This window comes from Flavobacterium sp. Leaf359 (genome assembly GCF_001423985.1).
GTDB classification, from domain to species: domain Bacteria; phylum Bacteroidota; class Bacteroidia; order Flavobacteriales; family Flavobacteriaceae; genus Flavobacterium; species Flavobacterium lindanitolerans.
Genome location: NZ_LMPW01000012.1, coordinates 309,304 through 336,217 on the forward strand (window position 1 = coordinate 309,304; position 26,914 = coordinate 336,217).

The following is a 26,914-nucleotide window of genomic DNA, read 5'->3' on the forward strand; positions in this document are numbered from 1 at the left end:
TTCCAAAACGTGTCAATTAGCATATTTTTATTTTTTAAGTTAAAGATTGTTTATTTTGAAAATCTTTCCAAGCCTTCAGATAAAGAAGAGAGAAAATAAATCTGTCCCATTTTATTACTTTCAAAAATAAAATCTTTCAGGCTTTTACTCTCATATTTGCTGAAATCTCCCACAATGACAAGACGGACACGATAGGTTGAAAATTTTTGGAGTATTTCGCCCGCAATTCCTGTTTTCAGGTCAAAAAAAGCCGAAGTGATGTTTTTCTCATAGATTATGATTTTGTCAAAACCCTGATAATACAAATTGCCAAGCAAATCCAGTCCGTCATCTGAGGTTTTGATTATTTCACCATCTGAAATTATTTCGGCTATGTGGGTGTCTTTTAAGGTATGCGTTTTTATTTTCATAATCATGAGGATGTTTTCCAAATATAAAAAAATCCCTGACTGAAATTTACATTCGGAGATTTTTATCTTCTATAAACCTAAAATCAAAAATCTCAAATCAAAAATTATTAACTCAAAGCCTTTACAAGCCCATAACTATCCTCCAACAAACGATAGCGAATAATTAAGCCATTCTCAATCGTGAAATGTATAGAAAATAAACTTTCATATGTTTTTCCGGTTTTGGTCATTCGGGAAGAAAATTCACCTGTTACTACGGCATGATTATCTTCTGCCAAAATGTGGTCGATTTTAGCACCTAAAGGTTCTGTGTTAGCCCATAATAATTCAAAAAAGGCTTTAACTTCTTTTTTAGTGCTTTTCTTTCCGAGCCAGGGAGCCACTTCTTCATTTCCCGGCACCAACCAGTCTACATTTTCAGGAAAGTAAGTCAGTAGTTTTTCTAAATCTCTTTGGCCAAGCGCTCCAAGATAGTTTTGGATTGTGTGTAATGTTTCTTGTGTAGTGGTAGAATCCATAATAGTAGATAGCAATTTTATATCCATCAAATATAAAAAATCCCCGACTGCAATTTGCAATCGGGGATTTATATTCTAAAGTCTAAGTTTTTAGTCTAAGGTCAAAAGTCTAAAGTCGAAAGTCTCAAATCTGAAATCTAAAACCTCAAATCTAAAATTTACTCATTCACTATAACCCATTCACCAGAAGCCAAAAGACTTTCTGCCTTTTTGTATTTCATAGTTTCGGTTTTGCCACTCATGACATGCTTCACGGTAACATTGTCGTTACGGTTGATTTTTGGCATATCACGTACGATAGTTTCCGTCACCTGAGGTCTCTGTGTTTGTCCGGCTTCACGGTTTGCAGCAGCAGCTTCGTCAGTATTTGGAATCTCGTCTTTTGAAGTCTTGTAGTTTTCTTTTGGACGGGCAACTTCTCTTGCTTCGTGGATTTCAGGATTGTTCTGTTGTGGCAGGTCTCCTTTGAATAAGAAAGAGATTACTTCTTTATTGACATTGTCAATCATGTTTTTAAACAGGTTGAAAGCTTCGAACTTGTAAATCAATAAAGGGTCTTTTTGTTCGTGTACTGCTAACTGAACAGACTGTTTCAATTCGTCCATTTTGCGCAGGTGCTTTTTCCAGGCTTCATCAACAATTGCAAGCGTGATGTTTTTCTCGAAATCGCTTATCAATTGAGCTCCTTCCGTTTCGTATGCCTTTTTCAGGTCGGTTACGACATTAAGGGTTTTGATTCCATCAGTAAACGGAACAACGATTCTTTCGAACTGGTTGCTTTCGTTTTCAAAAACATTCTTGATGATAGGGTAGGCTTCTCTTGCACTTCTTGCGGTTTTTTCATTATAGAATTCCAAAGCCGACTTGTATACTTTTCCTGTCAGTTCCTGAGCTGAAATTTTTGCGAAATCAGCTTCGTTTACCGGAGAGGTAATAGAGAAATAGCGAATCAATTCGAATTCGAAGTTTTTGAAATCATTAGACGCTTTGTTCGCCTCAACAATCACTTCGCAAGTGTCATACATCATGTTGGCAATATCCACTTTCAGACGCTCTCCGTGCAAAGCATGGCGACGACGCTTGTAAACTACTTCACGTTGGGCGTTCATAACGTCATCATATTCCAAAAGACGCTTACGTACACCAAAGTTGTTTTCTTCTACTTTTTTCTGTGCTCTTTCGATAGATTTTGTCATCATAGAGTGTTGGATTACTTCGCCTTCTTTTAAACCAAGTCTGTCCATAACTTTAGCAACTCTTTCTGAACCGAATAAACGCATCAGGTTATCTTCAAGAGAAACATAGAATTGTGAGCTACCCACATCTCCCTGACGTCCGGCACGACCTCTCAACTGACGGTCAACACGACGCGAATCGTGACGCTCCGTACCAACAATGGCTAAACCACCGGCAGCTTTTACTTCTGGAGAAAGCTTGATATCCGTTCCACGACCTGCCATGTTGGTAGCAATGGTTACAACTCCGGCTTTACCAGCTTCTTCAACGATTTGCGCTTCCTGCTTGTGCATTTTAGCGTTAAGTACGTTGTGAGGAATGTTTCTCATCTTGAGCATACGGCTCAATAATTCTGATATTTCAACAGAAGTAGTACCAATCAATACCGGTCTTCCGGCAGCAGAAAGCTGGGTAACATCTTCAATTACCGCATTGAATTTTTCACGGGTACTTCTGTAAATTAAATCTTCTTTGTCTTTTCTGGCGATTGGCTTGTTGGTTGGGATTTCAACAACATCCAATTTGTAGATTTCCCATAATTCGCCTGCTTCCGTAACTGCCGTACCGGTCATACCTGCCAGTTTACTGTACATTCTGAAATAGTTCTGTAATGTAATGGTAGCAAATGTTTGGGTAGCCGCTTCGATTTTTACGTTTTCTTTTGCTTCGATTGCCTGGTGCAATCCGTCAGAATAACGACGTCCGTCCATAATACGTCCGGTCTGTTCGTCAACAATCAATACTTTGTTGTCGATGATAACATATTCTGTATCTTTTTCAAAAAGGGTATAAGCTTTCAAAAGCTGCGTTAAAGTGTGGATACGCTCGCTTTTTACGCTGAAATCCTGAAAAAGTTTTTCTTTTTCTTCGGCTTCAGCATCTTTGTCAAGATTCATTTTTTCGATTCTTGCAATTTCAGTTCCGATGTCAGGCAGAATGAAGAAATCATTGTCAGTGTCTCCGGAAAGGAATTTGATTCCATTATCTGTCAATTCAACCTGATTGTTTTTTTCTTCAATCACGAAATACAAAGCTTCATCAATCTTGTGCATTTCGCGGTTGTTATCCTGCATGTAGTGGTTTTCAGTTTTTTGAAGCAGTTGTTTTACCCCTTCTTCACTCAAAAACTTGATTAAAGCTTTATTTTTTGGTAAGCTTCGGTAAGCTCTTAGTAATAAAAATCCGGCTTCTTTAGTATTGCCTTCTTTTAATTGTTTTTTAGATTCTGCTAAAAACCCGTTTGCTAACTGTCTTTGTAAGTTTACCAGATTTTCAACTTTTGGCTTTAGTTCGTTGAACTCGTGACGATCACCTTGAGGAACCGGACCTGAAATAATCAACGGAGTTCTGGCGTCATCTACCAAAACCGAATCGACCTCATCGACAATTGCGTAATTATGTTTTCTCTGTACCAGTTCTTCCGGAGTATGAGCCATATTGTCTCTCAAATAATCGAAACCAAATTCGTTATTTGTTCCATAAGTAATATCAGCATTATAGGCCTTTCTTCTTCCTTCAGAGTTTGGCTGGTAATTATCAATACATTCTACCGTAAGTCCGTGGAATTCGAAAAGAGGCGCTTTCCATGCGCTATCACGTTTTGCAAGGTAGTCGTTCACGGTTACAAGGTGAACACCATTTCCTGTAAGTGCATTCAGGTATAACGGAAGCGTAGCAACCAATGTTTTACCTTCACCCGTTTGCATTTCGGCAATCTTACCCTGGTGAAGTACGGCTCCTCCAATTAATTGAACGTCGTAGTGAATCATGTCCCAGGTAATTTCTTTTCCTGCGGCATTCCAGCTATTAGCCCATATTGCATTATCGCCTTCGATAGTGATATAGCTTTTCGTAGCAGAAAGTTCCAGATCTTTTGGTGTTGCCTTTACTGTTACATGCGTATTCTCTTTAAATCGTCTGGCTGTTTCTTTTACAACGGCAAAAGCTTCAGGAAGGATTTCCATCAAGGTCTTTTCGGAAATATCGTAAGCTTCTTTTTCCAAAGTATCGATTGAAGCATAGATGTCTTCTCGGGCATCAATGTCTTGTGTTTTCTCTACTTCGAGTTTGTAAGAGGCAATTTTTGCATCTTTCTCAGCTCGTGCTTCCTTAATTCTCTCCTTGAAGTAAATAGTTTTTGCTCTTAATTCGTCGTGCGAAAGAGCAGCTAATGTTTCTTCGTGTGCTTTTATCTTCGCGATAATCGGCATGATGGCTTTTACATCCTTTTCCGATTTATCACCTACAAAAGCTTTTAATATGCTGTTGATGAAACTCATGGGTTGTTATATTTCTATTTATAAAATGTTGCAAATTTAAGCAAAAAAAAAGCCTCTATTGAGACTTTTTCATTGTGTTTATTATTTTTAATACTCATCCTCGTTCCAAAGATAATCTTCGTCAGTTGGATAGTCAGGCCATATCTCTTCCATTGATTCGTAGATCTCACCTTCGTCTTCTATGGACTGAAGGTTTTCCACTACTTCTAAGGGTGCTCCAGCTCTAATAGCATAGTCGATAAGTTCGTCTTTGGTTGCAGGCCACGGCGCATCACTTAAATAGGATGCCAATTCTAATGTCCAATACATCTGATATCGATTTAATAGTTTTATGCAAAAATAATTTTTTTACTGAAATAGTCAAGTAAAATTGTATTTATTTTAAAAAAGTCAAGAACGTTTTTTCTGGCTTCCAGACCGGATTATGCGGTTTCGGATTTTTATCCTGTTTTTTAACCGCTATTGCCTTCTGACGTTTCGATTCAGCTCGTTTGGATTACTGCTTTTCAGGAATCCATTTTACCTCATCGGCCTTAAGGTCGTAGGACAACTTTCGTGCCAGTACAAAAAGGTAGTCAGAAAGTCGGTTTAAGTACTTAATAACAAGTTCATCTGTAGGTTCCTGCTCGTTTAAATGGACTGAAAGTCGTTCTGCACGACGGCAAACACAGCGTGCAATGTGACAATATGACACAGTTGTATGTCCGCCAGGCAGTACGAAATGCGTCATGGGTGGCAGAGCGCTTTCCATGTCATCAATTTCATTTTCAAGCAATTCAATATCGGTCTCGGTTATTTTTGGAATATTTAACCTTGGTTTTCCGTTTTTTAGAATTTCTTTTTCAGGCGGTGTAGCCAAAATGGCACCAACAGTAAATAATCTGTCCTGAATCCGAATTAAAATATCTTTATAGTGGCTGTTTATTTCCTGATCACGTATCAGTCCGATGTAGGAATTAAGCTCATCGACAGTTCCATAACTTTCGATTCGGATATGGTGTTTAGGAACCCTGTCGCCACCAAAAAGGGCTGTAGTGCCCTTATCTCCGGTTTTTGTATATACTTTCATTGTTTTGCAATTTTTTAAATTTCTGTAAAGCACAGTCCAATAACCTGAACTGCGAATCATACTGCAGAAAAGTTATTTGTTTGGTTTGTCACTTTCTACAATGCCGTCGCGAAGTCTTATGATTCTGTGGGCATAGGCGGCAATATCTTCTTCGTGAGTAACCAGAATTACTGTGTTTCCATTGGCATGGATTTCATTGAAAAGATTCATGATTTCTACAGAAGTCTTACTGTCAAGATTTCCTGTCGGTTCATCCGCTAAGATAATAGATGGTCTGTTGACTAAGGCTCTTGCCACAGCAACACGCTGTCTTTGCCCTCCCGAAAGCTGATTCGGTTCATGGTCCATCCTGTCTTTTAATCCTACCTGATTTAAGACTTCTTCAGCCCTTGCAGAACGTTCCGATTTGGAGTATCCGGCATAAATCATAGGTAAGGCCACGTTATTAAGAGCAGTTGTTCGGGGCAGAAGGTTGAACGTTTGGAAAACAAATCCTATTTCCTTGTTACGGATTTCCGCCAGATTGTCATCACTCATCTGGCTTACATCTTTTCCGTTCAAAATATATTGCCCTGATGTTGGAGTGTCAAGACAGCCCAGAATATTCATTAAAGTAGATTTTCCGGAACCGGAAGGTCCCATTAACGCAACATATTCTCCTTTATTGATGTTAAGGTCAATTCCTTTTAAAACATGGATAATTTCATTTCCAAGTACAAAGTCTCTTTTTATATTGGTTATCTTGATTAATGACATAGCTTTAATTTGAGCCCTAAAAGTAATGAATTTTTGCAAAAGCGAATTCATTTTAAGATTTTAAGACGAAATTAATAATTCCGGCCTTTTGTATTAAATTAATCATAATATTTTAACTAAAAATGTGTAAATAATTTTTTATAACTAAATTTATGTAAACCAATTTTTAATTAAAACCACCAATTATGAAAAGGATTAATCTATTTTTAGGAAGTGCAATTATTGCAGTTGCTTTTGCCTCATGTAAAAGCGAAAATGAAAAGCAGGCTGAAAAAACAGTAGATGCTTATGAGAAATATGTAGATTCTGTAACCAATGTTGCTGTAGCCGATGCGAAAGCAAACTGGCAATCGATAGAGGTTTCTTATAACCAGAAAACAGCCGATGCGGAAGCTGCACTTGCAGAAATGAAAGACAAGGCAAATGCTGAAGCCAGACTTGAAAAGTCAAAAGCAAAATATGCCGGTTTAAAATCAAAATTAGAGGCTGAAGCACAAGCCGAAAAAGAAGCCCAGGCCGCAAATCCTGCCAACAGAAAACAGTTGTTGAGAGATGCTTATTTTGGAGCGGGAAAAATAGGCGAAGACATGGATTTTTCATGGGTAAACAAGGACAATATCTTGAGAGTGTATAATGATTTTTACAATGAGTTTGATAAAAATAAGGATACGTATTCAAGAGAAGATTTCGATGAAATAAAGGCAATGTATGAGGCTTTGGATGCTCATAAGAATAAAGTTGAAAAAGAAGGACTTTCTTCTAAAGACAATTTGAAAATTGCCGAGTTGAAATTCAAATTTGCTCCAAAATTCAAATGGGAAAGAATGGGGGCGAAAGCAGAAGAAAATAAAAAAGCAAAGGAATAATCACATTTAGATTGGTTTGAGTTAGGTATGGCTGTTCGTTTAGAACAGCCATTTTTATTTGTGATAGCTTTAACTGACGATTAACAGGTTGAAAATTAAATATTTGATAAATTTATGTGATGTCTAACCAATAAATAATAGAAACCATGCCGAACAAAAGCCCAGGTCCGCAAATTAAAGATAAGGACCAATACGAAGCATTGCGTGACAAAGGTTATAGCAAAGAAAAGTCCGCCCGGATAGCAAACAGCAAAGGAGCCGAAAAAAGAGGAGGACATGCTAAAAAATATGAAGACCAGTCAAAAAAAGAAATCTATGCCGAAGCTAAAAAAGTAGGAATCGAAGGCCGTTCAAAAATGACCAAAGGCGAACTGATTAAGGCGTTACGAACGAATTAAGGCAATAAGCCCCATAATTTACGCAAGCCCAGCACGCTGTTCAGGAAAAAAGAATTTGAGGTGCGAAGTATGAAATGTTCTTTCTCCTGTTCTCTTCTAAAAAAAACAAGACCCCATTGGAATGTATCAATTGTGACAGTAACCTTTGGGTGTTTTTTTATGATTTCCCAGGCTTCTTCCATATCTGCCGACCAATGAATGTCATCAAAAATCCAGACAGTTTCATTATGCACAGTTGATAATAGGGAATCAAAATACTGCAATGTGGCTTTTTTGGAATGGTTCCCGTCAAAATAAATGAGGTCATAGGTACCTGACTTTTCGGTTTGCAAATACGATTCAAATTTGCTGACAACAGAATCAATGCCCAAATCAAATTTGTCAAATTGCTGTCGGGCAATTTTTGCTGTTTCAGGACAACCTTCTAAACTTGTAAGTTGTGCTTTTGGATTTCCAAAAGCCAAAGCAGATGTGGCCAGACCTAGCGAGGTGCCTATTTCCAAAATAGTTTTTGGCTTGAAATAGTTTACAATCCGAAACAAAAGTCGGGCATCTTTTCCGGATATTCCCGCGTTTTGGGCAATCTGATTTATCGCCCGTGTGTTGGATTTGAAAACCCTTGAACCGGCACCAAAATCGGTAACTTCAATTGTATTTTTGTTTTGCAGTAACGATTCGCGATACTTTTTTAAAAGAGTATATTCTGTATATTCATTTTTATCATAAAAGCATTTACGGAGTAAATCAAACACAAACGGTGAATGCACACCGTGGGAATTGTTTGAATTCCATAGAAATTTCAGATATGATTTCAGAAGATGCATGTTGTTTTAATTATTCTTCCATCTTGGCAGAAAGTTCAAACCAACGTTCTTCTTTCGCTTCGATTTTTAGAATGATGCCCTGAAGTTCATTGGCTTTTTTCTCAATATCGGCATCGGCAACCTTTCCATCAGAAAATAGTTGTTCTATTTTTGCTTTTTCAATTTCCAGGTCTTTAATTTCTCGTTCAATTTTCTGATATTCTTTCTGCTCATTAAAAGAAAGACCGGAAGAAACATTTTGCTGTTTCCAATTGTTTTTTTCTTTAACGGTTTCTTCTTTAACGGGCTCAACGCTATCTTCATAAGCCCGGAAATCAGAATAGTTGCCCGGAAAATTTTCAATAACACCTTCGCCGCGGAAAACAAACAAATGGTCTACGATTTTATCCATAAAATAGCGGTCGTGCGAAACAACCAGCAAACAGCCCGGATAATCCAGAAGGAAACTTTCGAGTACGTTTAAAGTCACGATATCCAAATCATTGGTTGGCTCATCCAGAATTAAAAAGTTTGGATTCTGAATCAATACCGTACAAAGGTAAAGCCGTTTCAGCTCGCCACCGCTCAATTTTTCTACATAGTCGTATTGCTTTTTATTGTCAAAAAGGAAACGTTCGAGCAATTGTGAGGCCGAAATAATCTTGCCTTTTGTTAACGGAATATATTCGCCAAATTCCTTGATAACATCGATTACACGCTGGCCGGGTTTAGGGTTAATCCCACTTTGTGTGTAATATCCTATCTTAATAGTATCTCCTACGACTACTTTCCCAGAATCTAAAGGAATAGTTCCGGTCAGTACATTCAGGAAAGATGATTTACCTGTTCCGTTTTTACCAATAATCCCGATTCGTTCACCACGCTGGAAATCAAAACTGAAATTGTCCAGAATAATTTTGTCCCCAAAATGTTTTGTGACCTTATGGAGTTCAATAATCTTACTTCCCATACGCTCCATGTTGATTTCAAGTTCAACCTGGTTTTCCTTACGGCGACTTTCAGCCTTTTGTTTAATAACATAAAAGTCATCCTGACGCGATTTGGATTTGGTAGTTCGGGCTTTGGGCTGCCTGCGCATCCATTCCAATTCTTTTTTGAAAAGGTTTTGCGCCTTGTCTATACTTGAGTTTTCGGAAGCAATCCGCTCTTCTTTCTTTGCCAGATAATAAGAATAATTGCCTTTATATTGATATAGCTTTCCATTGTCAAGCTCTATGATTTCGTTGCATACGCGTTCCAGGAAAAAACGGTCGTGCGTCACCATAAATAAGGTAATATTTTCTTTGGCAAAATAACTTTCCAGCCATTCAATCATTTCCAGGTCCAGATGGTTGGTGGGTTCGTCCAGAATCAGCAGGTCGGGACGGTTAATAAGTACAATTGCCAGTGAAAGACGCTTTTTTTGTCCTCCGGAAAGATTTTTAACTTTCAGCTTAAAGTTTTCCAGTTTTAGCTTAAACAATATCTGCTTGAACTGTGTCTCGAAATCCCATGCATTGAATTGGTCCATGCGGTCAAAAGCTTTTTGGTAAGCTTCTTCATCTTCGGGATTCTCTAACGCTTTTTCATATTGGTGAATTACGTCCAAAACTTCATTATCAGATGCGAAAATACTTTCTTCGATGGTCAGTTCGTCCTGAAGATTGTGGTCTTGTGAAAGGAAAGCCATCTTGATGTCTTTTCGCATAATGACCTGTCCGGTATCCGGCTCGTCGTCTCCATTGATAATTCTCATGATGGATGTCTTGCCTGTACCGTTTTTGGCGATAAAAGCAATTTTCTGGTCTTTGTTGATTCCAAATGAAATGTCTTTGAAGAGTGTGCGCTCCCCAAAAGATTTTGAGATATTTTCGACTGATAAGTAATTCACTGTAGAAATTTTTGCAAAAGTAACTTTTTAAAACCAAAATAGAAGCGAAATTAATTTTCACGCAAAGATGCAAAGAGAAAACAATTCGAAGTAAACTTTGGCGATTAATCTGTTTAATCATTTTAATCTGTGGCTAAAAAAAACAAAAGCTATGAATCGAAGAAAAACATATCTCCAAATTTGATACATTTATAGAGTAATGGGAAAACAGGAAAATATGGATATAGTAAACGAAATCGACAATTCTTATCTGAAACAGCCGGAGCCTTTTCGAAGCTGTCTGTTAGCTCTGAAAGATATTATACTTTCGCAGGATACTGATATTACCAGTGTGTTGAAATATGGCATGCCTTTCTTTTGTTATAAAGGAAAAATGCTTTGCTATTTGTGGATACATAAAAAACAAAAGCAGCCTTATATTGGTTTTATGGAAGGGAGATATTTGGATTATCCGGAACTGGTTGTCGAAAATCGTTCACGGATTAAAATATTGCTATTCGAGCCCGATCAAGACCTGCCGGTTGAAAAGATTGAAAATATTTTGAAAGGAGCATTGGATTTATATAAATCGGGGAAAATAGCGTTAAAGAAGTAGTTCGGCTATTTAAGGTTGGAAAAACTTTTGTTATATTCGTGAAACCTAAATATTTGGAAATGAAAAAAATATGGTTTTTGCTTTTTGTTTCGTTAAGCATGCAGGCTCAGAAAGGTTATCCCACTCCCACAATAACAGACAATCATTTATTTTATATTCAGCATAGTAAAAACCACAATACGTTTGTTTATGAGGCTAATTTTGATGACAGCAAGTTTGATGATGCTGAACCCATAAAAATCCACAGAGTAGCCTACACCAAAGGTGGCGTAAAAGAAGAACTTACCAAGATACAGCGAAAATTGGCTTATGGAGTAGATGTTCGGAAGCTTAAAGAAAATCATTATGAGTTTACTTTGGTTTCCTATCCGGACAAGAAGCTTTATTTGGAGCTGGGCCCAAAAGACAAACCGCAGGTAAAGACAGTTGTAAATGGTAAAAAGATGATACTGGCCAGGATGTATCTTTCTATGGAAGAATCAAAGAGCATAAAGCCAAAGGTTGAATATATTGATTTCTATGGTATCGATCCGGAAACCAAAAAAGAAATAAAAGAACGTTTTTTTATGAAATAAAAAGGGTAGTTAACAGCCTTTGGGAGTATCTTTCCATTGGAGCAATCTAAAAAACTGCTTATATTTGCTCAATGCAGTTATCCGTTATCATCCTTAACTACAATGTCCGTTATTTTCTTGAACAATGCCTGTTGAGCGTTCGTGAAGCCATTCGCGGACTCGATGCGGAAATTATTGTGGTAGATAATAATTCTCCGGACGATAGTTGCCGGATGGTAAAAGAGCGTTTTCCGGATGTAATTTTAATTGAGAATAAGGAAAATATCGGTTTCCCTAAAGGAAATAATATTGGCGTAGAAAAAGCCAAAGGGAAATATGTATGTATTCTGAATCCCGACACGGTAGTTGCAGAAGATACATTTACTAAAATTTTGACTTTTGCCCAAAGTCAGGCGAATTTAGGAATAATAGGATGCAGGCTGATTGACGGAACGGGTAATTTTTTGCCGGAATCCAAAAGAAGCATCCCAACTCCCTGGATTTCTTTTACGAAAATATTCGGGCTGTATAAACTGGCACCAACTTCCAATTGGCTGGGACGTTATTATGCAGGTCATTTGCAAGAGAACCAGACAGGCACAACAGATGTTTTGGTAGGCGCTTTTATGGTTTTGGAAAGAGCGCTTTATAATGAAGTGGGCGGATTTGATGAGAGGTATTTTATGTATGGAGAAGACATTGATTTTTCCTATACCGTGCTTAAGAATGGAAGGTCGAATTATTATTTTCCTGAAACCAGTATCATCCATTACAAAGGAGAAAGTACGGTAAAAGACGGAACTTATATGAAGCGATTCCAACAGGGAATGGAATTGTTTTATGAAAAGAATCTTAAAGCTTCGCCATTTTTTTCGTTGTTTATGAAATTGGGGACGCTTTTCTTTTCATTTATGAAGACGTTTCAGGGAAAGCCAAAACAAAAATCCAGGCCGGAAAGCTATATTTTTATTTCAGACAATTCTGCGGTCAAGGAAAAATTACAGAATAAGCTCAAAAAAAATATACAAATCCAGAAATTTGAAAACCAAAAAGCAGTATTTTCGCAAACGTTTTCGGGTCTGGATCCGGTAGAAATGATTTTAGATGCTGATTATCTCACGTTTAAAGAATGCATTTCGATTATGGAAATGTATAAAAACAAAAATCTGACATTTAAGATTCTGCCCCAAAGTTCCAACTTTATTATTGGAAGTAACAGCAATAATGAGCGGGGAGAGTTTATCCTGTTTTAAAGAGTATAACAGGAAATTCCGGAGCTGTAGAATGTAAAAAGATGTGTTTAAAAAAAGTCTTGTAAAATTATATAATTCATGGTATAACCTGAAAATTATCACTAATTTTGCAAGCAGAAAATAAAAATTCACCATTAGGTTAACAATATGGCAAAATTTGAATTGAAACTTCCAAAAATGGGAGAAAGCGTTGCAGAAGCAACAATTACCAACTGGCTAAAAAAAGTAGGCGACCCAATCGAAGCTGACGAAGCGGTATTGGAAATTGCTACCGATAAAGTAGATTCAGAAGTGCCTTCTGAGGTCTCTGGAGTTTTGTCTGAAATTCTTTTTAACGTTGATGATGTTGTAAAAGTAGGTCAGACAATTGCTTATATTGAAGTTTCTGGAGGTGTTGCAGTAGAAGCACCAAAAGAAGAAGCCCCGGCGTCAGTAGCTGAAATTGAAAAAACAGTAGAAACTGCACAGCAAACCGTTGCTGCTCCGCAAGATTTTTCAGGTTCAGATAAATTCTTTTCTCCATTGGTGAAAAATATTGCCAAAGAAGAAGGAGTGACGGTTGCCGAACTGGAATCAATTCAAGGCTCCGGAAAAGATGGAAGAGTAACCAAAGATGATATATTAGGCTATGTGGCCAATAGAAAAGAACCGAAAGCAGTAAGTCAGCAAGTTCCGGCCCAGGCTCCTGTTGCCCAGGTGTCAAGTCCGGCTCCAAAAGCAACAGCGGCAGTTCCTGTTTCTGTAAATGGAGGTGATGAAATCGTGGAAATGGACAGAATGCGAAAACTGATTTCCGGCTATATGGTAGCATCTGTGCAAACTTCGGCTCACGTACAGTCGTTCATTGAAGTAGATGTAACCAACATCGTAAAATGGAGAGACAAAGTGAAAAATGCGTTCGAGAAGAGAGAAGGCGAAAAGCTGACTTTCACGCCAATTTTCATGGAAGCTGTTGCCAAAGCATTAAAAGATTTCCCTGGAATGAACATTTCTGTTGATGGGGAATTTATTATCAAGAGAAAAAATATCAATCTGGGTATGGCGGCAGCCCTGCCAAATGGAAACTTAATTGTTCCGGTAATCAAGAATGCAGACCAGCTAAACCTTGTTGGTATGGCAAAAGCAGTTAATGATTTAGGAAACAGAGCCAAAGCAGGCAAGTTGAAACCGGACGATACACAAGGCGGAACGTATACAGTAACTAACGTGGGTACTTTTGGTAGCGTTTTTGGAACGCCAATCATCAACCAGCCACAAGTGGGTATTCTGGCTTTGGGTGCTATCCGTAAAGTGCCGGCGGTAATTGAAACTCCTGAAGGTGATTTCATTGGAATCCGTCAAAAAATGTTCCTTTCTCACAGTTATGACCACCGTGTTGTTGACGGTGCTTTGGGAGGAAGCTTTGTAAAGCGTGTAGCAGATTATTTGGAAGCTTTTGATGTCAATAGAGATTTTTAATTGACTCATTTATATAAAAAGAAACCTCTCAAACGAGAGGTTTTTTTATGCGATAAGTTTTGTTTGCTTTATTTAAGAATTAAAGATGCTGTAGTCTCCCTAACAAATATGATGGAATCAAAATCGGATCCTGGCAATATAGGTAGTGCCCTGTCATTTGTCCATACAGAATAGATATTGGTGATTTTGTTTTTGTTTTGCGCAAAAGGATTTGCTTTATTTGGATTGAAAGAAAGAAAGAATTGGCTGTCTTTCGCTTTAGAGAACAATCCGGAAAATGTATCCGAACCTGATTCAAAACTATGTTTTGTAATTTTTCCTTCCGCAATCACATTTACGTTTCCTTTATAGGTGTCAAATCCCAAGGCATAATATCTATCCTTCAGTTTTTGTTTTAAATACCCACCCATAGCTTCTACTTCAGCCATTGTTTTATCTTTTGCGATATGCACGTTATGACCCCAGATAATTGCTTTTGATGTATCGCTTTTTTGTGCTTCAATAATTATTTCTGCCATGTTTTTGTCTCTTGTAAGAGGGTCGTGCCAAAAATCTTCACTGTCAAATCCAAAAAGAATAACTTTTTTGTCTGCAGGCTGGTTCTGATTGTATTCTTTTAGCCATTGGAAAAGATTAAAAATTTCCTGTGTATTGTAAAGCATGAGTTTTTCCATCAGCATTTTCAGATTTCCGTTTCCCTTTTGGAGATAGTCGTTGATTGAGATGATATTAAACTGTGTAAGTTCAAAACCGATTAGCTTATAATTGTTGTTTGTGATTAAATGTTTGATGATTTCAGTCTTTAGTATATGGAATTCATGGGTTCCGTGTGAAGCCTCGCCAAGTCCTATAATTGTGTTGTTGTTTAATTCCGAATCCAAAAATGAAAAATTTTTGACTGACCCTAGAGGGATTGCATTCACATTAATCCATTCCAAATCCTTGTTTTGTGAATAAGCAAACGGGCTAACAATAATAATGATAAATGCGAGGATTGTTTTTATTTTCATGGTAGAGCTGTTAATTGCAGCAAGTATGAAGTAAATCTAATGAAAAACATGGCAAGAGTAGTTTTTTTTTCACAAAATTTTGAATATACTGGAAAATAAGAAATTGAAAATAAGAGAATTGATTTTTGTTGCTTTTGTAAACAGTAAATTTTAGAACAAAAATTCATTACAAAAACAGTTATCTTTGCAATCCATAAAAACAAGAGAATGGAACTTAAACTAACAAAGCCGATTTGTTTTTTTGACCTCGAAACCACAGGAATCGATATCTGTAAAGACAGGATTGTAGAAATATCAATATTTAAAGTTTATCCTAACGGAAATAAAGAAAGCAGAACATGGCTGGTAAATCCGGAAATGCCAATTCCGCCACAAACAACAGCCGTTCATGGAATCACAAATGAAAAGGTAGCCAATGAGCCAGTCTTTAAAGAATTGGCAGCCACCATTCACAATATGATAAAAGATTCTGATTTGGCCGGATTTAACTCTGACCGGTTTGATATTCCTCTATTGGCAGAAGAAATGTTGAGAGCCGGACTGGATTTTGATATGAAAAATCGTGTAGCTGTTGATATCCAGACTATTTTCCATAAAAAAGAAGAAAGAACTTTAAGTGCGGCTTATAAATTTTATTGTGGACTAAGTCTGGAAAATGCTCACTCTGCAGAAGCGGACACCCTTGCTACTTATGAAATCCTAAAGGCACAATTGGAGCGCTATGAAGACCTGCCAAAAGATATGAAATCTCTTTCGGAATATACTACCAGAAAAAAATCGGTTGATTTTGCGGGATTCATTGCTCTGGATAAGGATAATGAAGAGATTTTTACGTTCGGGAAACACAAAGGTGCCAAGGTTGAAAAAGTTCTTGAGGCTGAACCCGGTTATTTTGGTTGGATACAAAATGCTGACTTCCCGTTATATACTAAAAAAGTACTGACGGCAATCAAGCTAAGGAAACTGAATAATAAATTGAACTAACATTTAAATGCCGAAAACAATATAGGACTTATGAAAATAATCTGTGTTGGAAGAAATTACGCCAAGCATATAGAAGAATTACAAAATGAAAGACCTGCGGAGCCGGTGATTTTTCTTAAACCGGATACCGCTATATTGCCAAAAAACTTTCCTTTTTTTATACCTGAATTTAGCAGTGATATCCATCATGAAGTCGAAATTCTTGTGAGAATAAATAGAGTTGGAAAATATATTGAGCCTAAATTTGCTCATAAATATTATGACGAAATTGGATTAGGGATTGATTTTACGGCTCGTGATGTTCAGTCTGCGCTTAAAGAAAAAGGGCTTCCCTGGGAAAAAGCAAAGGCATTTGATGGTTCGGCCGTGATTGGAGAATTTTTGCCAAAATCTCAATTCAATTCACTAGAAAATCTTACATTTGAATTGACCAATAACGGAAAACCAGCCCAAACCGGAAATACAAACCAAATGCTTTGGAAAATTGACGAATTGATTTCCTATGTTTCACAATACTTTACATTAAAAATAGGGGATATCATATTTACAGGTACTCCGGAAGGAGTCGCAAAAGTCAATCCGGACGATATTCTTGAAGGATATTTAGAAGGGCATAAATTATTTAGAATACAGGTAAAATAATGGCGATACACTATAATCTGGCAAAAGTCTACGAGATTTCAGATAACGACAGCGAATTCGTTCAGGATATCATAAATCTTTTCGTGACTGAAGTTCCGGCCGACCTGAAAAATGTAAAAAAAGGAATAAAAGAAAAAGACTATAAGCTGGCCTACGGATTTGCCCATAAGATTAAACCTACTCTGGACTTGTTGGGGATGACCGTAGCTTTTGAAGAAATTCTTCTTGTGGAAGACTGGACAAAACGTGAAGGGAAGAAAAAAGAAATCAAGGATACTTATAAAAGTATTGCCGACAAAGTCGAAAAAGCAGTAAAGGAAATCAAGAAAGACTTTAACTTGTAATTCTGGCTGTAAGCTTCAAAAATCAAAATCTGTGAAAGCAACCGTAGTAACTATAGGAGATGAAATCCTTATTGGGCAAATCATCGATACCAATTCTGCTTTTATTGCAAAATCATTAGATAAAATAGGAATTGACATTCACGAAGTCATTTCTATCAGTGATAGCAGGGAACATATACTGGAAACGCTTAAGCGTCTTCAGAATCAGGTGGATTTGGTTATCCTGACCGGAGGTTTGGGGCCAACCAAAGACGATGTCACTAAAAAAACACTGTGCGAGTATTTTGAAGACCAATTAATTGTGGACGAAAAAGTTCTTGCTCATGTAACGGAACTGATAGAAGGTTTTTATAAACGTCCTATTTCACAGATGAATAAAGACCAGGCCCTTGTTCCGTCAAAAGCCGAAGTATTATTTAATAAGGTTGGGACGGCGCCCGGAATGTGGCTTAAAAAAGAAAATACTGTTTTTGTTTCTTTGCCGGGAGTGCCTTATGAGATGCAGCACCTTATAGAGAATGGGGTAGTGCCAAAGGTAATCGAAGAATACAAACGACCATTTATCATCCATAAAACAATCCTTACCTACGGACAAGGGGAAAGTCTTGTTGCCGAAAGGATTGAAAACTGGGAGAACAATCTTCCTGAATTTATAAAGCTTGCCTATCTGCCAAGTCCGGGAAGGGTGAGATTGAGAATGTCTGCACGCGGAACGAATGAGCAACTACTACAAAAAGCGATAGAGGAAAATGTTGATTCTTTATCAAAGATCATTGGAGATATTATTGTAGGGTATGATGAGAATGAAACCTTAGAAGTGATTCTGGGCAGACTGCTGACTAAAAATAAAATGACAATCTCTACCGCTGAAAGTTGTACTGGTGGGAAAATTGCGCAATTGATGACTTCAATCCCGGGTTCATCGTCTTATTTCAAAGGAAGTATTGTGAGCTATGCTACAGAAGTCAAAGCAGAAGTACTAAAAGTCCCTCAGGCGCTTATTGATACCTATTCAGTCGTAAGCCGTGAAGTGGCAATCGAAATGGCATTAGGTGTTCAAAAACTGCTCAAAACAGATTATGCTATTGCTACTACCGGAAATGCAGGTCCTGAAAAAGGGGATTCTCCGGCAGAATTGGGTACTGTTTTTATTGCTCTTGCAACCCCTTATCCGGCTCCGGATAATATAATTTGTGAAGAATTTAATTTTGGTCAGCCACGGGAAAAAGTCATTGACAGAGCTGTAAATAAGGCTTTTGGGATGCTTCAAAATGAAATCTTGAAAATCAGATAAGATTATCTCATTTTTTTGGCATCGTTTTTGGTCTTTTCTTAAAAATTTATATTTTCGCTCGCAAATAATTTTTTAATTCCCCTTTTTAACATATTAAAAAAATCAATTATTTTTTATGAGAAAACTTTACTTTGCTATTGCTGCAACTTTAACCACAGCATTTGCTTTCGCCCAGGCTCCAACAGGAAATTTGACCATTTTTTCAGAAGACGGAGATCGCTTCTTTCTTGTATTGAACGGAGAGTTGCAAAATGACATCCCCCAAACAAACATTCGTGTGGAAGAGCTGAACCAGCCGTATTATAATGCCAAAATACTTTTTGAAGATAAATCGCTTGTTGAAATAACAAAAAAGAATCTTGCGATTGCTGATATAGACGGAGAATATATGGATGTTACCTATAAGATAAAGAGAGATAAAAACAACAAGAACAAGCTGAAACTTAATTTTTTCTCTGAAATCCCGGTAGACCGTCAATATAGGGCTCCACAAAATGTTCATGTAGTGCATTATGGCGCTCCACAGCCTGTGAGTACGGTATCACATACTACAACCACAACCACTGTTGGTAATACCGGAATGGGAGTGGGAGTAAATGTTGGAGGAGTAGGTGTAAATATCAATATAAAAGAGCCAAATGGTGTTTATACAGAAACAACCACTACAACAGTAACGCATGGTCAGCCACAGGTTAATTATGACCCGCCGCTAAGAGGATGCAACAGTAAATATCCGATGGGTTCAACGGACTTTAATAATGCTTTGACCTCAGTAAAGAAACAGGGTTTTGATGAAACCAAGTTAAAAGTCGCTAAACAGATTGTTTCTGCAAATTGCCTTGACGTAAATCAGATTAAGCAAATTGCCAATACAATCAGTTTTGAAGAAAATAAATTGGATTTTGTTAAGTTTGCCTATGATTATTGTACAGAAAAGAAAAATTATTTCAGACTGAATGATATATTTTCTTTCAGTACAAATGTAGATAACCTGACAGAATACATCCAGAATAAATAATACCTATAATTTGAAATACAGGTTTTTCGCCTTTTGTGGGCTGCATATAGCATCGAAAAAGATTTTAAAAAAAAGAAGTAGAATGTTTTGTAAATACAGTTTCTTTTTTGTTTCTTTGCACCCTGATTTTGAATAACGATAAAAGATAAGCATAATGTCAAGAGTTTGTGACCTTACAGGTAAAAGAGCGATGGTTGGAAATAATGTTTCCCACGCGATGAACAAGACTAAGAGAAAATTTTCTGTAAACTTAGTTAAGAAACGTTTTTATCTTCCTGAAGAAGATAGATGGATTACTCTTAGAGTAGCTGCATCTACAATAAAAACTATTAACAAAAACGGAATTGCTGCAGTTTTGAAAGAAGCTAAAGCTAACGGATTTATTAAATAATAATCCTTCCTCTAAATATATAGCAAGATGGCAAAGAAAGGTAATAGAATCCAGGTAATTTTAGAATGTACAGAGCACAAAACTAGTGGTCAGCCAGGTACATCAAGATACATAACAACAAAGAACAAAAAGAATACTCCGGACAGATTAGAGATTAAAAAATTCAATCCAATCCTGAAGAGAGTAACTGTTCATAAAGAAATTAAATAATTATTAGTCATGGCAAAGAAAACCGTAGCAACGTTACAGACAGCTTCTAAGAGATTAACAAAAGCTATCAAAATGGTAAAATCTCCTAAAACTGGTGCATACACTTTTGTTGAAAGCGTTATGGCTCCTGAATTAGTTGATGATTTTTTGAAAAAGAAATAATCGTTTAGACATTATATAGAAAAGCTACTTTCATTCGGAAGTAGCTTTTTTATTTTTATATTTGTTCAAAATTTAAAGAAAGTATGCCGTTGGGTTATTTTCTTGAATTTTTGGACCGTTAGGAAAACTTTATCTAATAATCCGAAAAAAAATCTAACCGAATCACAAAATGAGTTTTTTTAAAAAAATATTTTCATCAGAAAAAAAAGAAAGCCTCGACAAAGGGCTTGAAAAAACAAAAACATCTTTCTTTTCAAAGCTTACTAAAGCCGTAGCCGGTAAATCAAAAGTAGACGATGAGGTTTTGGACAATCTGGAAGAAGTTCTGGTTTCATCGGATGTTGGCGTAAATACAACCTTGAAAATCATCGAACGTATCGAAGAACGTGTTGCTAATGACAAATACCTGGGTACGGATGAACTAAACCAGATTCTTCGTGAAGAAATTGCAGGGCTATTGTCTGAAACCAATTCAGGAGAAGCTACTGAATTTGAAGTTCCTAAAGACAAAAAACCATATGTTTTGATGGTAGTTGGCGTAAATGGGGTAGGAAAAACAACAACCATTGGAAAATTGGCTTACCAATTCAACAAAGCAGGATATAAGGTGGTTCTTGGTGCGGCAGATACCTTTAGGGCAGCAGCAATAGACCAATTGCAAATCTGGGCAGACAGGGTTGGTGTTCCAATCGTAAAACAACAAATGGGAAGCGACCCGGCTTCCGTAGCATTTGACACATTACAGTCGGCAGTAGCCCAAAATGCCGATGTTGTCATTATAGATACCGCAGGACGTCTGCACAATAAGGTGAATTTGATGAACGAATTGACCAAAGTAAAACGCGTTATGCAGAAAGTAGTAGCCGATGCTCCCCACGATGTACTTTTAGTACTTGACGGCTCTACAGGGCAAAATGCTTTTGAGCAGGCCAAACAGTTTACGGCGGCAACAGAGGTTTCTGCGCTGGCGGTAACTAAATTAGACGGAACTGCAAAAGGCGGTGTTGTTATTGGAATTTCTGACCAGTTCCAGATTCCGGTAAAATACATAGGAGTTGGAGAAGGTATTGAAGACCTGCAGGTATTCAACAAAATAGAATTTGTAGATTCTTTTTTTAAATAAATTCCTACATTAAAAGCTTGACAACTTAACAAACTTAACATGAAATTAAACCATTATTTGGCTTTTCTAAGCCTGTTATCTTTCTTTTGCGTCTCAGCCCAAAATACTCAAAAAGGATATCTGATTGATAGAAACAATAAAAAGACTGAAGTTCTTTTTAAGGAGACGGACTTTTCTGATAATACTGCAATACGATACAAACTATCAGAAAATGGAGCTTATCAAAGTATTGATAATAATATAGTGGAATATGGTATTGGTAATGATTATAAGTTCGTGAGAAGAAACGTTAAACATGATAAAATGTTTACTGAAATTTCTACTTTAAAAGAACCTACATTGGTAAGTGAAGAGTTGTTTCTGAATGTTATTGGAGAAGGTGGTGACATAAATTTATATTCTTATTCTGATAAAGGAAGAACAAAGTTTTTTTATGAAATCAAAGGTTCAAATGAAATAGTACAATTTATTTATAAAAGATATTCAGAAGATAATAGTTCCCAAAAAGAGAATAACTATTTTAGAAATCAATTAAATAACATTCTAAAGTGTGAAACTCTACAGGTAAGTGATTTCCTTAACCTGAAATATAAAAAAGAAGATTTTCTAAAAATATTTGAGAAATACAATCAATGTAAAAAACAAGATACTCAGGTATTTGGAAATAAATCGGGAAAGAAACCGAAAATAAAGTATAGCGCATTAGTTGGTCTTTATCAATCTAATTTTGCTGTGGAATTTTCCGGTGGAGAATCTGAGAAAGAAACAAAAACTACTATTGGTTTTGGAGGTGAAGCTGCATTCGTTTTTCCTTCTGAAAAAACAGAAGTTTTTATTCGTGCAGAGTATGAGAGCTATTCAGGAAGGTCAAGATATAGCAATCATTTGACAGGTACAGCCAGACAAGAAAATAACTTTTTACTGGAATCCAGTTTTATTAACATAAATGCAGGTGCCAGGTATAATTTTATTTTAAATAATAAGAACAAAATTTTTATTGAAGGAGCAGTAGGTATAAATATGCCTTTTGATGATATTATTTATACTGTCACTTATCCTGAGGCTAGTGGAGGTGCTTCAGAGATAGAACTAAAATATAAATATTCTGCCAAAACCAATGCCTATTTTAATTTTGGTATTGGATATACGTATGACAACAAAATCAGTGTTACTTTGAGAACTGATACTAACAGAAATCTATTGACAGACGATACCACTAAGTTTTCAAGAATGGGCTTAAATCTTAAGTATACGTTTAATTAATAAAATTTTATAATGGCCTTTTCGATACATAATGTAAAACCGCTTCATCTGTATGTTTTATTTGTACTCCTGATTTTCATTTCAACTTTTTTTGAAGGTAAAGTACAAATGGTGTATTATGTATTTGTCATTTTGGGTTGGGCTTCATTTTTTATGGCCGCTCGAAATTTTATAAAGCAAAGAAAAGGTACGGCAAGAAAAGCTAATGCTAAAAAGAAATAAAAATAAATGCGCTAATTAATCAGCGCATTTATTTTTTCCCATAAAACTTCATCAAAATCAGATAAAGCTAAATTGACATTGTCTGCTGCTTCGCCCATTCGTACAATTACCATCTTTCGGCTGGGAATTACATAAATTTTCTGGTCATTTTTACCCAATGCCATAAACATATCATTTGGACCTTCCGGAATTATGCTTCCCGGAAACTGTATTTGTGTTTGTGGTAAATGATAACTTGACTTTCCGTTTAGCCACCATAAATAACCATATCCCAAATTAATGTTTTGAGACGTATTTGTCGCAGCAGTACAATAACTTTCATTTACTATTACTTCATTATTCCATTTTCCTTTATTGAGCATAAGGAGGCCAAAACGGGCCATGCTTCGGGTAGTACTCCAATACACGCTATTGTTTCCCGATTGAATCCAGGCGCCATTCATTCCTATTTTGTTCCTTAGTTTTGTGTTGAAATAATTACTGTAGGTCGTTGAAACGGCAGAAGCTACAACATCTTGTAATTTAACATAAACGTTATGATAAGCCCAACGTGTTCCTGCATCTGCCTTATAGGTAAGACAATCAGGTTCCACGCAATCCCCATTGTCAATGTCTTCAAGTCCGGAGGTCATTGTAAGCAGGTGTTTGTTGGTAATCAGGTTTTCTTTCGTAACGGGAAGGCTTGTCCATCCCTGACCCAGATAATCTGAAACCCTGTTATTACTATTCAGATGGCCTTCCTGTTCTGCAATTCCAGCCATGGTTGCCGTTAGTGTTTTTCCTGCACTTGCCCAATACCAATTGGATGTAGCAGAATGTCCATTAAAATAATTTTCTATGACTATCTTGCCGTCGACCAAAATAATAAAGCCTTTGGTGTGCTTTTCTTCCAAATAGGAAAGGAGCGGAGTAACTGCATTTTCATTCCATCCTAATGAACTCAATGATTTTGTTTCCCACAAAGCATTTTCTTCCAAAGGAGGAAAGTAGATTGTAGATTCCGTAGGATTAGAACTAGAACTGTCACTTTCAGAGCTACAGCTGATTAAAGCTAAAATAAAGAGCAAAGAATAACCTATTTTTTTCATAAGGACAGAATTTATTATATATAGACTTTAAAAATACCAAATAGTTTAAAGCCGGAAACTTTTTTATCATAGCAAATAGTGGTAATTTTATTTTTTAAAATAATGAAATGAAAAAAGGAGTTTTATTGCTGTTTGCCGCAGTAGTTACCATAGCTTGCAACCAGAACGTATCAAAAGAAGATGCCAAAAAATTAAATGGCTATTGGGAAATTGAAAAGGTAATTTTGGCTGACGGTTCAGAAAAAGATTATAAAATCAATACAACCTATGATTTTTTTGAAATCGGGAACAATTACAAAGGTTTCCGTAAAAAAGTAAGTCCGCAGTTGGACGGAAAATTTTTGACAGATGATACTTCCGAAGCGGTTGAAATTGTAGAAAAAAACGGTAAGGTGTATTTAGATTATAAAACTGACTATGCAAAATGGGAAGAAGAACTGAAGTCGGTTTCTGAAAACCAGATGACGATTGTCAATCCGCAAAAAATAGAATACCAATATAAAAGAGCAACCCCAATAAACCTGCTAGATGGCAAAGAGGCTAAATAATGAAAATTCAGTAGGCGATGTCCTGAAACACATCATAGAAGCAAACAAACTGCAACCCGGAATTGACCGTATTGCTGTAAAAGAAGCATGGATTTCCCTAATGGGAAATGGCGTGAACAGTTATACTAAAGATGTGGTTTTAAGAAACAATACGCTGTATGTCGAACTTACTTCGGCTGTGTTGCGACAGGAATTAAGCTATGGGAAAGAAAAAATCATAAAGATGATAAACGAGGAATTCCGTCGCGATATCGTAAAGGAGATTGTTTTTAGATAATTATTATAAATAAGAACATAAAAAAATCCGTTTCAATTGGAAACGGATTTTTTTATTTATTGTATTTTGATTAAAACTGCTCTCTTCCTGAAAAGTGGAAAGCACCTTCAATAGCAGCGTTTTCATCGCTATCAGAACCGTGAACCGCATTCTCTCCAATTGATTTAGCATATTTCTTACGGATAGTTCCTTCAGCAGCATCTGCAGGATTCGTAGCACCAATAAGTGTTCTGAAATCTTCAACAGCATTTTCTTTTTCTAAAATTGCCGCTACAATCGGACCTCTTGTCATGAACTCAACCAATTCTCCAAAGAAAGGTCTTGCACTGTGAACTGCATAAAATTGCTGAGCATCAGCTACAGTCAATTGAGTCAATTTCAAAGAAACAATTTTAAAACCACCTTCAGTAATCATGTTCAAAATTCCACCGATGTGTCCGTTTTCAACCGCATCTGGCTTAATCATTGTGAATGTTCTATTCGTTGCCATTATATTTTTTGTTTAGATTTGGCGCAAAAGTAGTGTTTTTGACAGAAAACGAAAAACAATCGCAAGAATTAGCGACAGAAAATTTTGTATTCGGGTTGTATGATACCCAACTAAAGAATGACGATTTTGAATTCCTGTTCCAGAGGGTGCAATTCTTCGAATAATTTATCTAAAAGAACATCGCCATAACCTAAATAGAATTCAGAAAAATTTACAATTCTTTCCTGTAAGCTCTGGTTTGGGAATAATTCATTTTGTAAATCTGAAATCCGTTCCAATTCTTCCTGGTGTTTTTTCTTTTCTGCTTTTAGCAGGCGTTTTTCCAGATTTTCCAAACCTTTAATCTGTTTGACTTCCTGTGCTTTAACCGCACCTGTAAAAGACTTGTCTGTCTGTTCGGCTATCTTGTTAAGGTTCTCAAACTGTTGTCTTAAAAAATCTTTTTGTGCTGTAAAATCAATTGGAAACTCTGAAAAAGTTTTTACCTTGAAATTCATTAACTCCTGTTGTTTTGAAAATAAGTCTTTCCAGGACAGGTTAAGTTTGTCAGCTTTTTTGGCTTGTTTTTCTGTAGCCAATAAAACAGAATTTCTTAGGAGTAGTATAGGAAAAGTAACATTTGCTGCTTCAAAGTATGATTTCAATTCCAGCCAATAGGCTAATTCACCACCTCCTCCTATGTAGCAAAGATTAGGAAGAATGACTTCCTGATACAAAGGGCGCATGATAACGTTAGGGCTGAATTTTTCAGGATGGTTTTTCAGCAATTCCAGGATTTCTGCTTCTGTAAACTTTAATTCGGTATTGTTCACATAATAGAAACCGTTTTGCAGAATAATGCGTTCACGAAAATCATCTTCAATATAAAAGAGGTTGATTTCACGCGGATTGACCTGTATGTTGTAATTTTTTAGTTTTTCAGATGTTTCCAGAACCTTTTTATGAGCTGTCTGGTTTAAGAGTTCTTCTTTAACATAAGGAGCAAAATGCTTTTTGAGCTCTTTAGAATCGGCATCCAGAATGACCAATCCGGTTTTTCCGAATAATTCATTGGCTAAAAATCGGGTCGCATCTGCAAGATTATTGTGGCGGACATACGATTCTTCGAATAGTTTTTTTAAATATTCTGCATTTTTTCCGATGCCCAATTCCAATGAAAAAACTTCAAAAACTTCTTCAAGTCCTTTAGTTGAAAGCCGTCCAACAGGTCCACCGCTTTCCGTGTTCCAACGCACTTTTTTTCCATGCAGGTTGAAATAATTGATTTCTTCAAAGTCATGGTCTTCGGTAGCCATCCAATAAACCGGTACGAAATTATATTCGGGATATTTTAATTTTAATTGTTTGGTAAGATTGATAGTAGAAACAATCTTATACAAAAAATATAATGGTCCGGTAAAAAGATTGAGCTGGTGTCCGGTCGTTACCGTAAATGTTTTTGGGTTTTCTAAAGCCAGAATGTTCCATTTTGTCAGGTCGGAAACAGAGAGTCCAGAATATTGTTTTTCCAAAACAGAAACTAAAGTTTTGCGCTTTGCAATATCCGAATTGAAATTTTTCTCCTTTTCAAGAAGCTGTTTCTCAAAATTTTCTAAAGAAGGAAACCGATGATAAAGCGACTGTAGGTCTGATTTTTGATTTAAATAATCGTTGATTAAAGAAGTAAAGTAACCAGATTCTTGATAGCTGATACAGTCAGTTGGCATAGTTGGAATTTTTTTGTAAAAATAAATAAAATTACTGCATAAGTGATTAGTTTAAC

The 26,914-nt window shown here is 36.5% G+C and carries 31 protein-coding genes; 19 read left to right on the top strand and 12 right to left on the bottom strand.

Translation table 11 applies throughout. The features are described 5' to 3' along the window. Window positions 1–50: 50 nt before the first annotated feature. The 6 genes from ASG38_RS09705 to ASG38_RS09730 form a co-directional block, all read right to left on the bottom strand. Window positions 51–410 (bottom strand): DUF4180 domain-containing protein, encoded by a 360-nt coding sequence (locus tag ASG38_RS09705; RefSeq protein WP_056069845.1) that lies wholly within the window; start codon window positions 408–410, stop codon window positions 51–53. Window positions 411–517: 107 nt separating this feature from the next. Then, a complete protein-coding gene (locus tag ASG38_RS09710; RefSeq protein WP_056069847.1) occupies window positions 518–928 on the bottom strand; it encodes a nuclear transport factor 2 family protein in 411 nt (136 codons plus the stop codon). 158 nt (window positions 929–1,086) lie between these two features. Beyond that, the gene (gene secA / locus ASG38_RS09715) at window positions 1,087–4,443 is read right to left on the bottom strand and encodes a preprotein translocase subunit SecA (RefSeq protein WP_056069850.1); all 3,357 of its coding nucleotides are present in this window, start codon (window positions 4,441–4,443) and stop codon (window positions 1,087–1,089) included. Between the two features lie 87 nt (window positions 4,444–4,530). Then, window positions 4,531–4,752 (bottom strand): DUF2795 domain-containing protein, encoded by a 222-nt coding sequence (locus ASG38_RS09720; protein ID WP_022828503.1) that lies wholly within the window; start codon window positions 4,750–4,752, stop codon window positions 4,531–4,533. Window positions 4,753–4,939: 187 nt separating this feature from the next. Continuing rightward, complete coding sequence (locus ASG38_RS09725) at window positions 4,940–5,512, bottom strand: cob(I)yrinic acid a,c-diamide adenosyltransferase (protein WP_056071393.1); 573 nt, start codon at window positions 5,510–5,512, stop codon at window positions 4,940–4,942. 72 nt (window positions 5,513–5,584) lie between these two features. After that, window positions 5,585–6,268 (bottom strand): ABC transporter ATP-binding protein, encoded by a 684-nt coding sequence (locus ASG38_RS09730; protein WP_056069853.1) that lies wholly within the window; start codon window positions 6,266–6,268, stop codon window positions 5,585–5,587. A gap of 185 nt (window positions 6,269–6,453) precedes the next feature. On the opposite strand from ASG38_RS09730, the gene ASG38_RS09735 reads away from it, so the two are divergent. Both ASG38_RS09735 and ASG38_RS09740 read left to right on the top strand, forming a co-directional pair. Further along, window positions 6,454–7,134, top strand: a complete 681-nt coding sequence (locus ASG38_RS09735; protein WP_056069856.1) for a hypothetical protein — start codon at window positions 6,454–6,456, stop codon at window positions 7,132–7,134. A gap of 146 nt (window positions 7,135–7,280) precedes the next feature. Further along, entirely contained in the window at window positions 7,281–7,532 is a 252-nt protein-coding gene (locus tag ASG38_RS09740) for a Rho termination factor N-terminal domain-containing protein (RefSeq protein ID WP_056069859.1), read from the top strand. Here the strand turns inward: ASG38_RS09740 and ASG38_RS09745 are convergent. Beyond that, window positions 7,529–8,356, bottom strand: a complete 828-nt coding sequence (locus tag ASG38_RS09745; protein WP_056069863.1) for an O-methyltransferase — start codon at window positions 8,354–8,356, stop codon at window positions 7,529–7,531. The two genes, ASG38_RS09740 and ASG38_RS09745, sit on opposite strands and share 4 nt — an antisense overlap. 10 nt (window positions 8,357–8,366) lie before the next feature. Beyond that, window positions 8,367–10,226 (bottom strand): ABC-F family ATP-binding cassette domain-containing protein, encoded by a 1,860-nt coding sequence (locus ASG38_RS09750; RefSeq protein WP_056069866.1) that lies wholly within the window; start codon window positions 10,224–10,226, stop codon window positions 8,367–8,369. A 217-nt stretch (window positions 10,227–10,443) separates the two neighbouring features. On the opposite strand from ASG38_RS09750, the gene ASG38_RS09755 reads away from it, so the two are divergent. From ASG38_RS09755 to ASG38_RS09770, 4 genes are all read left to right on the top strand, one after another. After that, on the top strand, window positions 10,444–10,821 hold the full coding sequence (locus ASG38_RS09755; protein WP_056071396.1) for a DUF1801 domain-containing protein: 378 nt from the start codon (window positions 10,444–10,446) through the stop codon (window positions 10,819–10,821). A gap of 59 nt (window positions 10,822–10,880) precedes the next feature. After that, window positions 10,881–11,396 (top strand): DUF4833 domain-containing protein, encoded by a 516-nt coding sequence (locus ASG38_RS09760; protein WP_056069868.1) that lies wholly within the window; start codon window positions 10,881–10,883, stop codon window positions 11,394–11,396. A 71-nt stretch (window positions 11,397–11,467) separates the two neighbouring features. Then, the gene (locus tag ASG38_RS09765) at window positions 11,468–12,628 is read left to right on the top strand and encodes a glycosyltransferase family 2 protein (RefSeq protein WP_056069872.1); all 1,161 of its coding nucleotides are present in this window, start codon (window positions 11,468–11,470) and stop codon (window positions 12,626–12,628) included. A gap of 147 nt (window positions 12,629–12,775) precedes the next feature. Next, entirely contained in the window at window positions 12,776–14,086 is a 1,311-nt protein-coding gene (locus ASG38_RS09770; RefSeq protein WP_056069875.1) for a dihydrolipoamide acetyltransferase family protein, read from the top strand. A 68-nt stretch (window positions 14,087–14,154) separates the two neighbouring features. On the opposite strand, the gene ASG38_RS09775 is transcribed toward ASG38_RS09770, so the two are convergent. After that, entirely contained in the window at window positions 14,155–15,096 is a 942-nt protein-coding gene (locus ASG38_RS09775; protein ID WP_056069879.1) for an erythromycin esterase family protein, read from the bottom strand. Between the two features lie 207 nt (window positions 15,097–15,303). Between ASG38_RS09775 and ASG38_RS09780 the strand changes: the two genes are divergently transcribed. From ASG38_RS09780 to ASG38_RS09825, 11 genes are all read left to right on the top strand, one after another. Beyond that, window positions 15,304–16,080, top strand: coding sequence for a 3'-5' exonuclease (locus ASG38_RS09780; protein ID WP_056069881.1), 777 nt, complete (start codon window positions 15,304–15,306; stop codon window positions 16,078–16,080). Window positions 16,081–16,110: 30 nt separating this feature from the next. Then, window positions 16,111–16,722 carry a fumarylacetoacetate hydrolase family protein gene (locus ASG38_RS09785; protein WP_056069885.1) on the top strand — a complete coding sequence of 204 codons (612 nt, stop codon included), beginning with the start codon at window positions 16,111–16,113 and terminating at the stop codon, window positions 16,720–16,722. Beyond that, window positions 16,722–17,066 carry an Hpt domain-containing protein gene (locus ASG38_RS09790; protein ID WP_056069888.1) on the top strand — a complete coding sequence of 115 codons (345 nt, stop codon included), beginning with the start codon at window positions 16,722–16,724 and terminating at the stop codon, window positions 17,064–17,066. The genes ASG38_RS09785 and ASG38_RS09790 overlap by 1 nt, the downstream gene beginning before the upstream one ends. Window positions 17,067–17,097: 31 nt before the next feature. Further along, on the top strand, window positions 17,098–18,360 hold the full coding sequence (locus ASG38_RS09795; RefSeq protein ID WP_056069891.1) for a CinA family nicotinamide mononucleotide deamidase-related protein: 1,263 nt from the start codon (window positions 17,098–17,100) through the stop codon (window positions 18,358–18,360). Between the two features lie 115 nt (window positions 18,361–18,475). After that, window positions 18,476–19,378 (top strand): DUF4476 domain-containing protein, encoded by a 903-nt coding sequence (locus ASG38_RS09800; protein WP_056069894.1) that lies wholly within the window; start codon window positions 18,476–18,478, stop codon window positions 19,376–19,378. A 154-nt stretch (window positions 19,379–19,532) separates the two neighbouring features. Next, window positions 19,533–19,769, top strand: a complete 237-nt coding sequence (gene rpmB, locus ASG38_RS09805; RefSeq protein WP_056069897.1) for a 50S ribosomal protein L28 — start codon at window positions 19,533–19,535, stop codon at window positions 19,767–19,769. A 27-nt stretch (window positions 19,770–19,796) separates the two neighbouring features. After that, window positions 19,797–19,979, top strand: coding sequence for a 50S ribosomal protein L33 (gene rpmG, locus ASG38_RS09810; protein ID WP_056069900.1), 183 nt, complete (start codon window positions 19,797–19,799; stop codon window positions 19,977–19,979). Window positions 19,980–19,988: 9 nt separating this feature from the next. Beyond that, the gene (locus ASG38_RS17465) at window positions 19,989–20,141 is read left to right on the top strand and encodes a DUF4295 domain-containing protein (RefSeq protein WP_008238127.1); all 153 of its coding nucleotides are present in this window, start codon (window positions 19,989–19,991) and stop codon (window positions 20,139–20,141) included. 169 nt (window positions 20,142–20,310) lie between these two features. After that, complete coding sequence (ftsY, locus tag ASG38_RS09815; RefSeq protein WP_056069903.1) at window positions 20,311–21,264, top strand: signal recognition particle-docking protein FtsY; 954 nt, start codon at window positions 20,311–20,313, stop codon at window positions 21,262–21,264. A gap of 39 nt (window positions 21,265–21,303) precedes the next feature. Beyond that, window positions 21,304–22,527, top strand: a complete 1,224-nt coding sequence (locus tag ASG38_RS09820; protein WP_056069906.1) for a hypothetical protein — start codon at window positions 21,304–21,306, stop codon at window positions 22,525–22,527. A 12-nt stretch (window positions 22,528–22,539) separates the two neighbouring features. Beyond that, window positions 22,540–22,749, top strand: coding sequence for a hypothetical protein (locus ASG38_RS09825; RefSeq protein WP_056069909.1), 210 nt, complete (start codon window positions 22,540–22,542; stop codon window positions 22,747–22,749). An 11-nt stretch (window positions 22,750–22,760) separates the two neighbouring features. Here the strand turns inward: ASG38_RS09825 and ASG38_RS09830 are convergent, their stop codons facing one another. After that, window positions 22,761–23,837: a serine hydrolase gene (locus ASG38_RS09830; RefSeq protein ID WP_056069912.1), complete on the bottom strand. Its 1,077-nt coding sequence runs from the start codon at window positions 23,835–23,837 to the stop codon at window positions 22,761–22,763. A 107-nt stretch (window positions 23,838–23,944) separates the two neighbouring features. On the opposite strand from ASG38_RS09830, the gene ASG38_RS09835 reads away from it, so the two are divergent. Together ASG38_RS09835 and ASG38_RS09840 are read left to right on the top strand one after the other, a co-directional pair. Beyond that, entirely contained in the window at window positions 23,945–24,385 is a 441-nt protein-coding gene (locus ASG38_RS09835; protein ID WP_056069915.1) for a hypothetical protein, read from the top strand. After that, on the top strand, window positions 24,366–24,662 hold the full coding sequence (locus tag ASG38_RS09840; protein ID WP_056069918.1) for a DUF721 domain-containing protein: 297 nt from the start codon (window positions 24,366–24,368) through the stop codon (window positions 24,660–24,662). Before ASG38_RS09835 ends, ASG38_RS09840 begins: the two co-directional genes overlap by 20 nt. A 70-nt stretch (window positions 24,663–24,732) precedes the next feature. On the opposite strand, the gene ASG38_RS09845 is transcribed toward ASG38_RS09840, so the two are convergent. Both ASG38_RS09845 and bshC read right to left on the bottom strand, forming a co-directional pair. After that, window positions 24,733–25,152 carry a nucleoside-diphosphate kinase gene (locus ASG38_RS09845; protein ID WP_056069921.1) on the bottom strand — a complete coding sequence of 140 codons (420 nt, stop codon included), beginning with the start codon at window positions 25,150–25,152 and terminating at the stop codon, window positions 24,733–24,735. 110 nt (window positions 25,153–25,262) lie between these two features. Then, window positions 25,263–26,858 (bottom strand): bacillithiol biosynthesis cysteine-adding enzyme BshC, encoded by a 1,596-nt coding sequence (gene bshC / locus ASG38_RS09850; protein WP_056069924.1) that lies wholly within the window; start codon window positions 26,856–26,858, stop codon window positions 25,263–25,265. Window positions 26,859–26,914 lie beyond the last annotated feature (56 nt).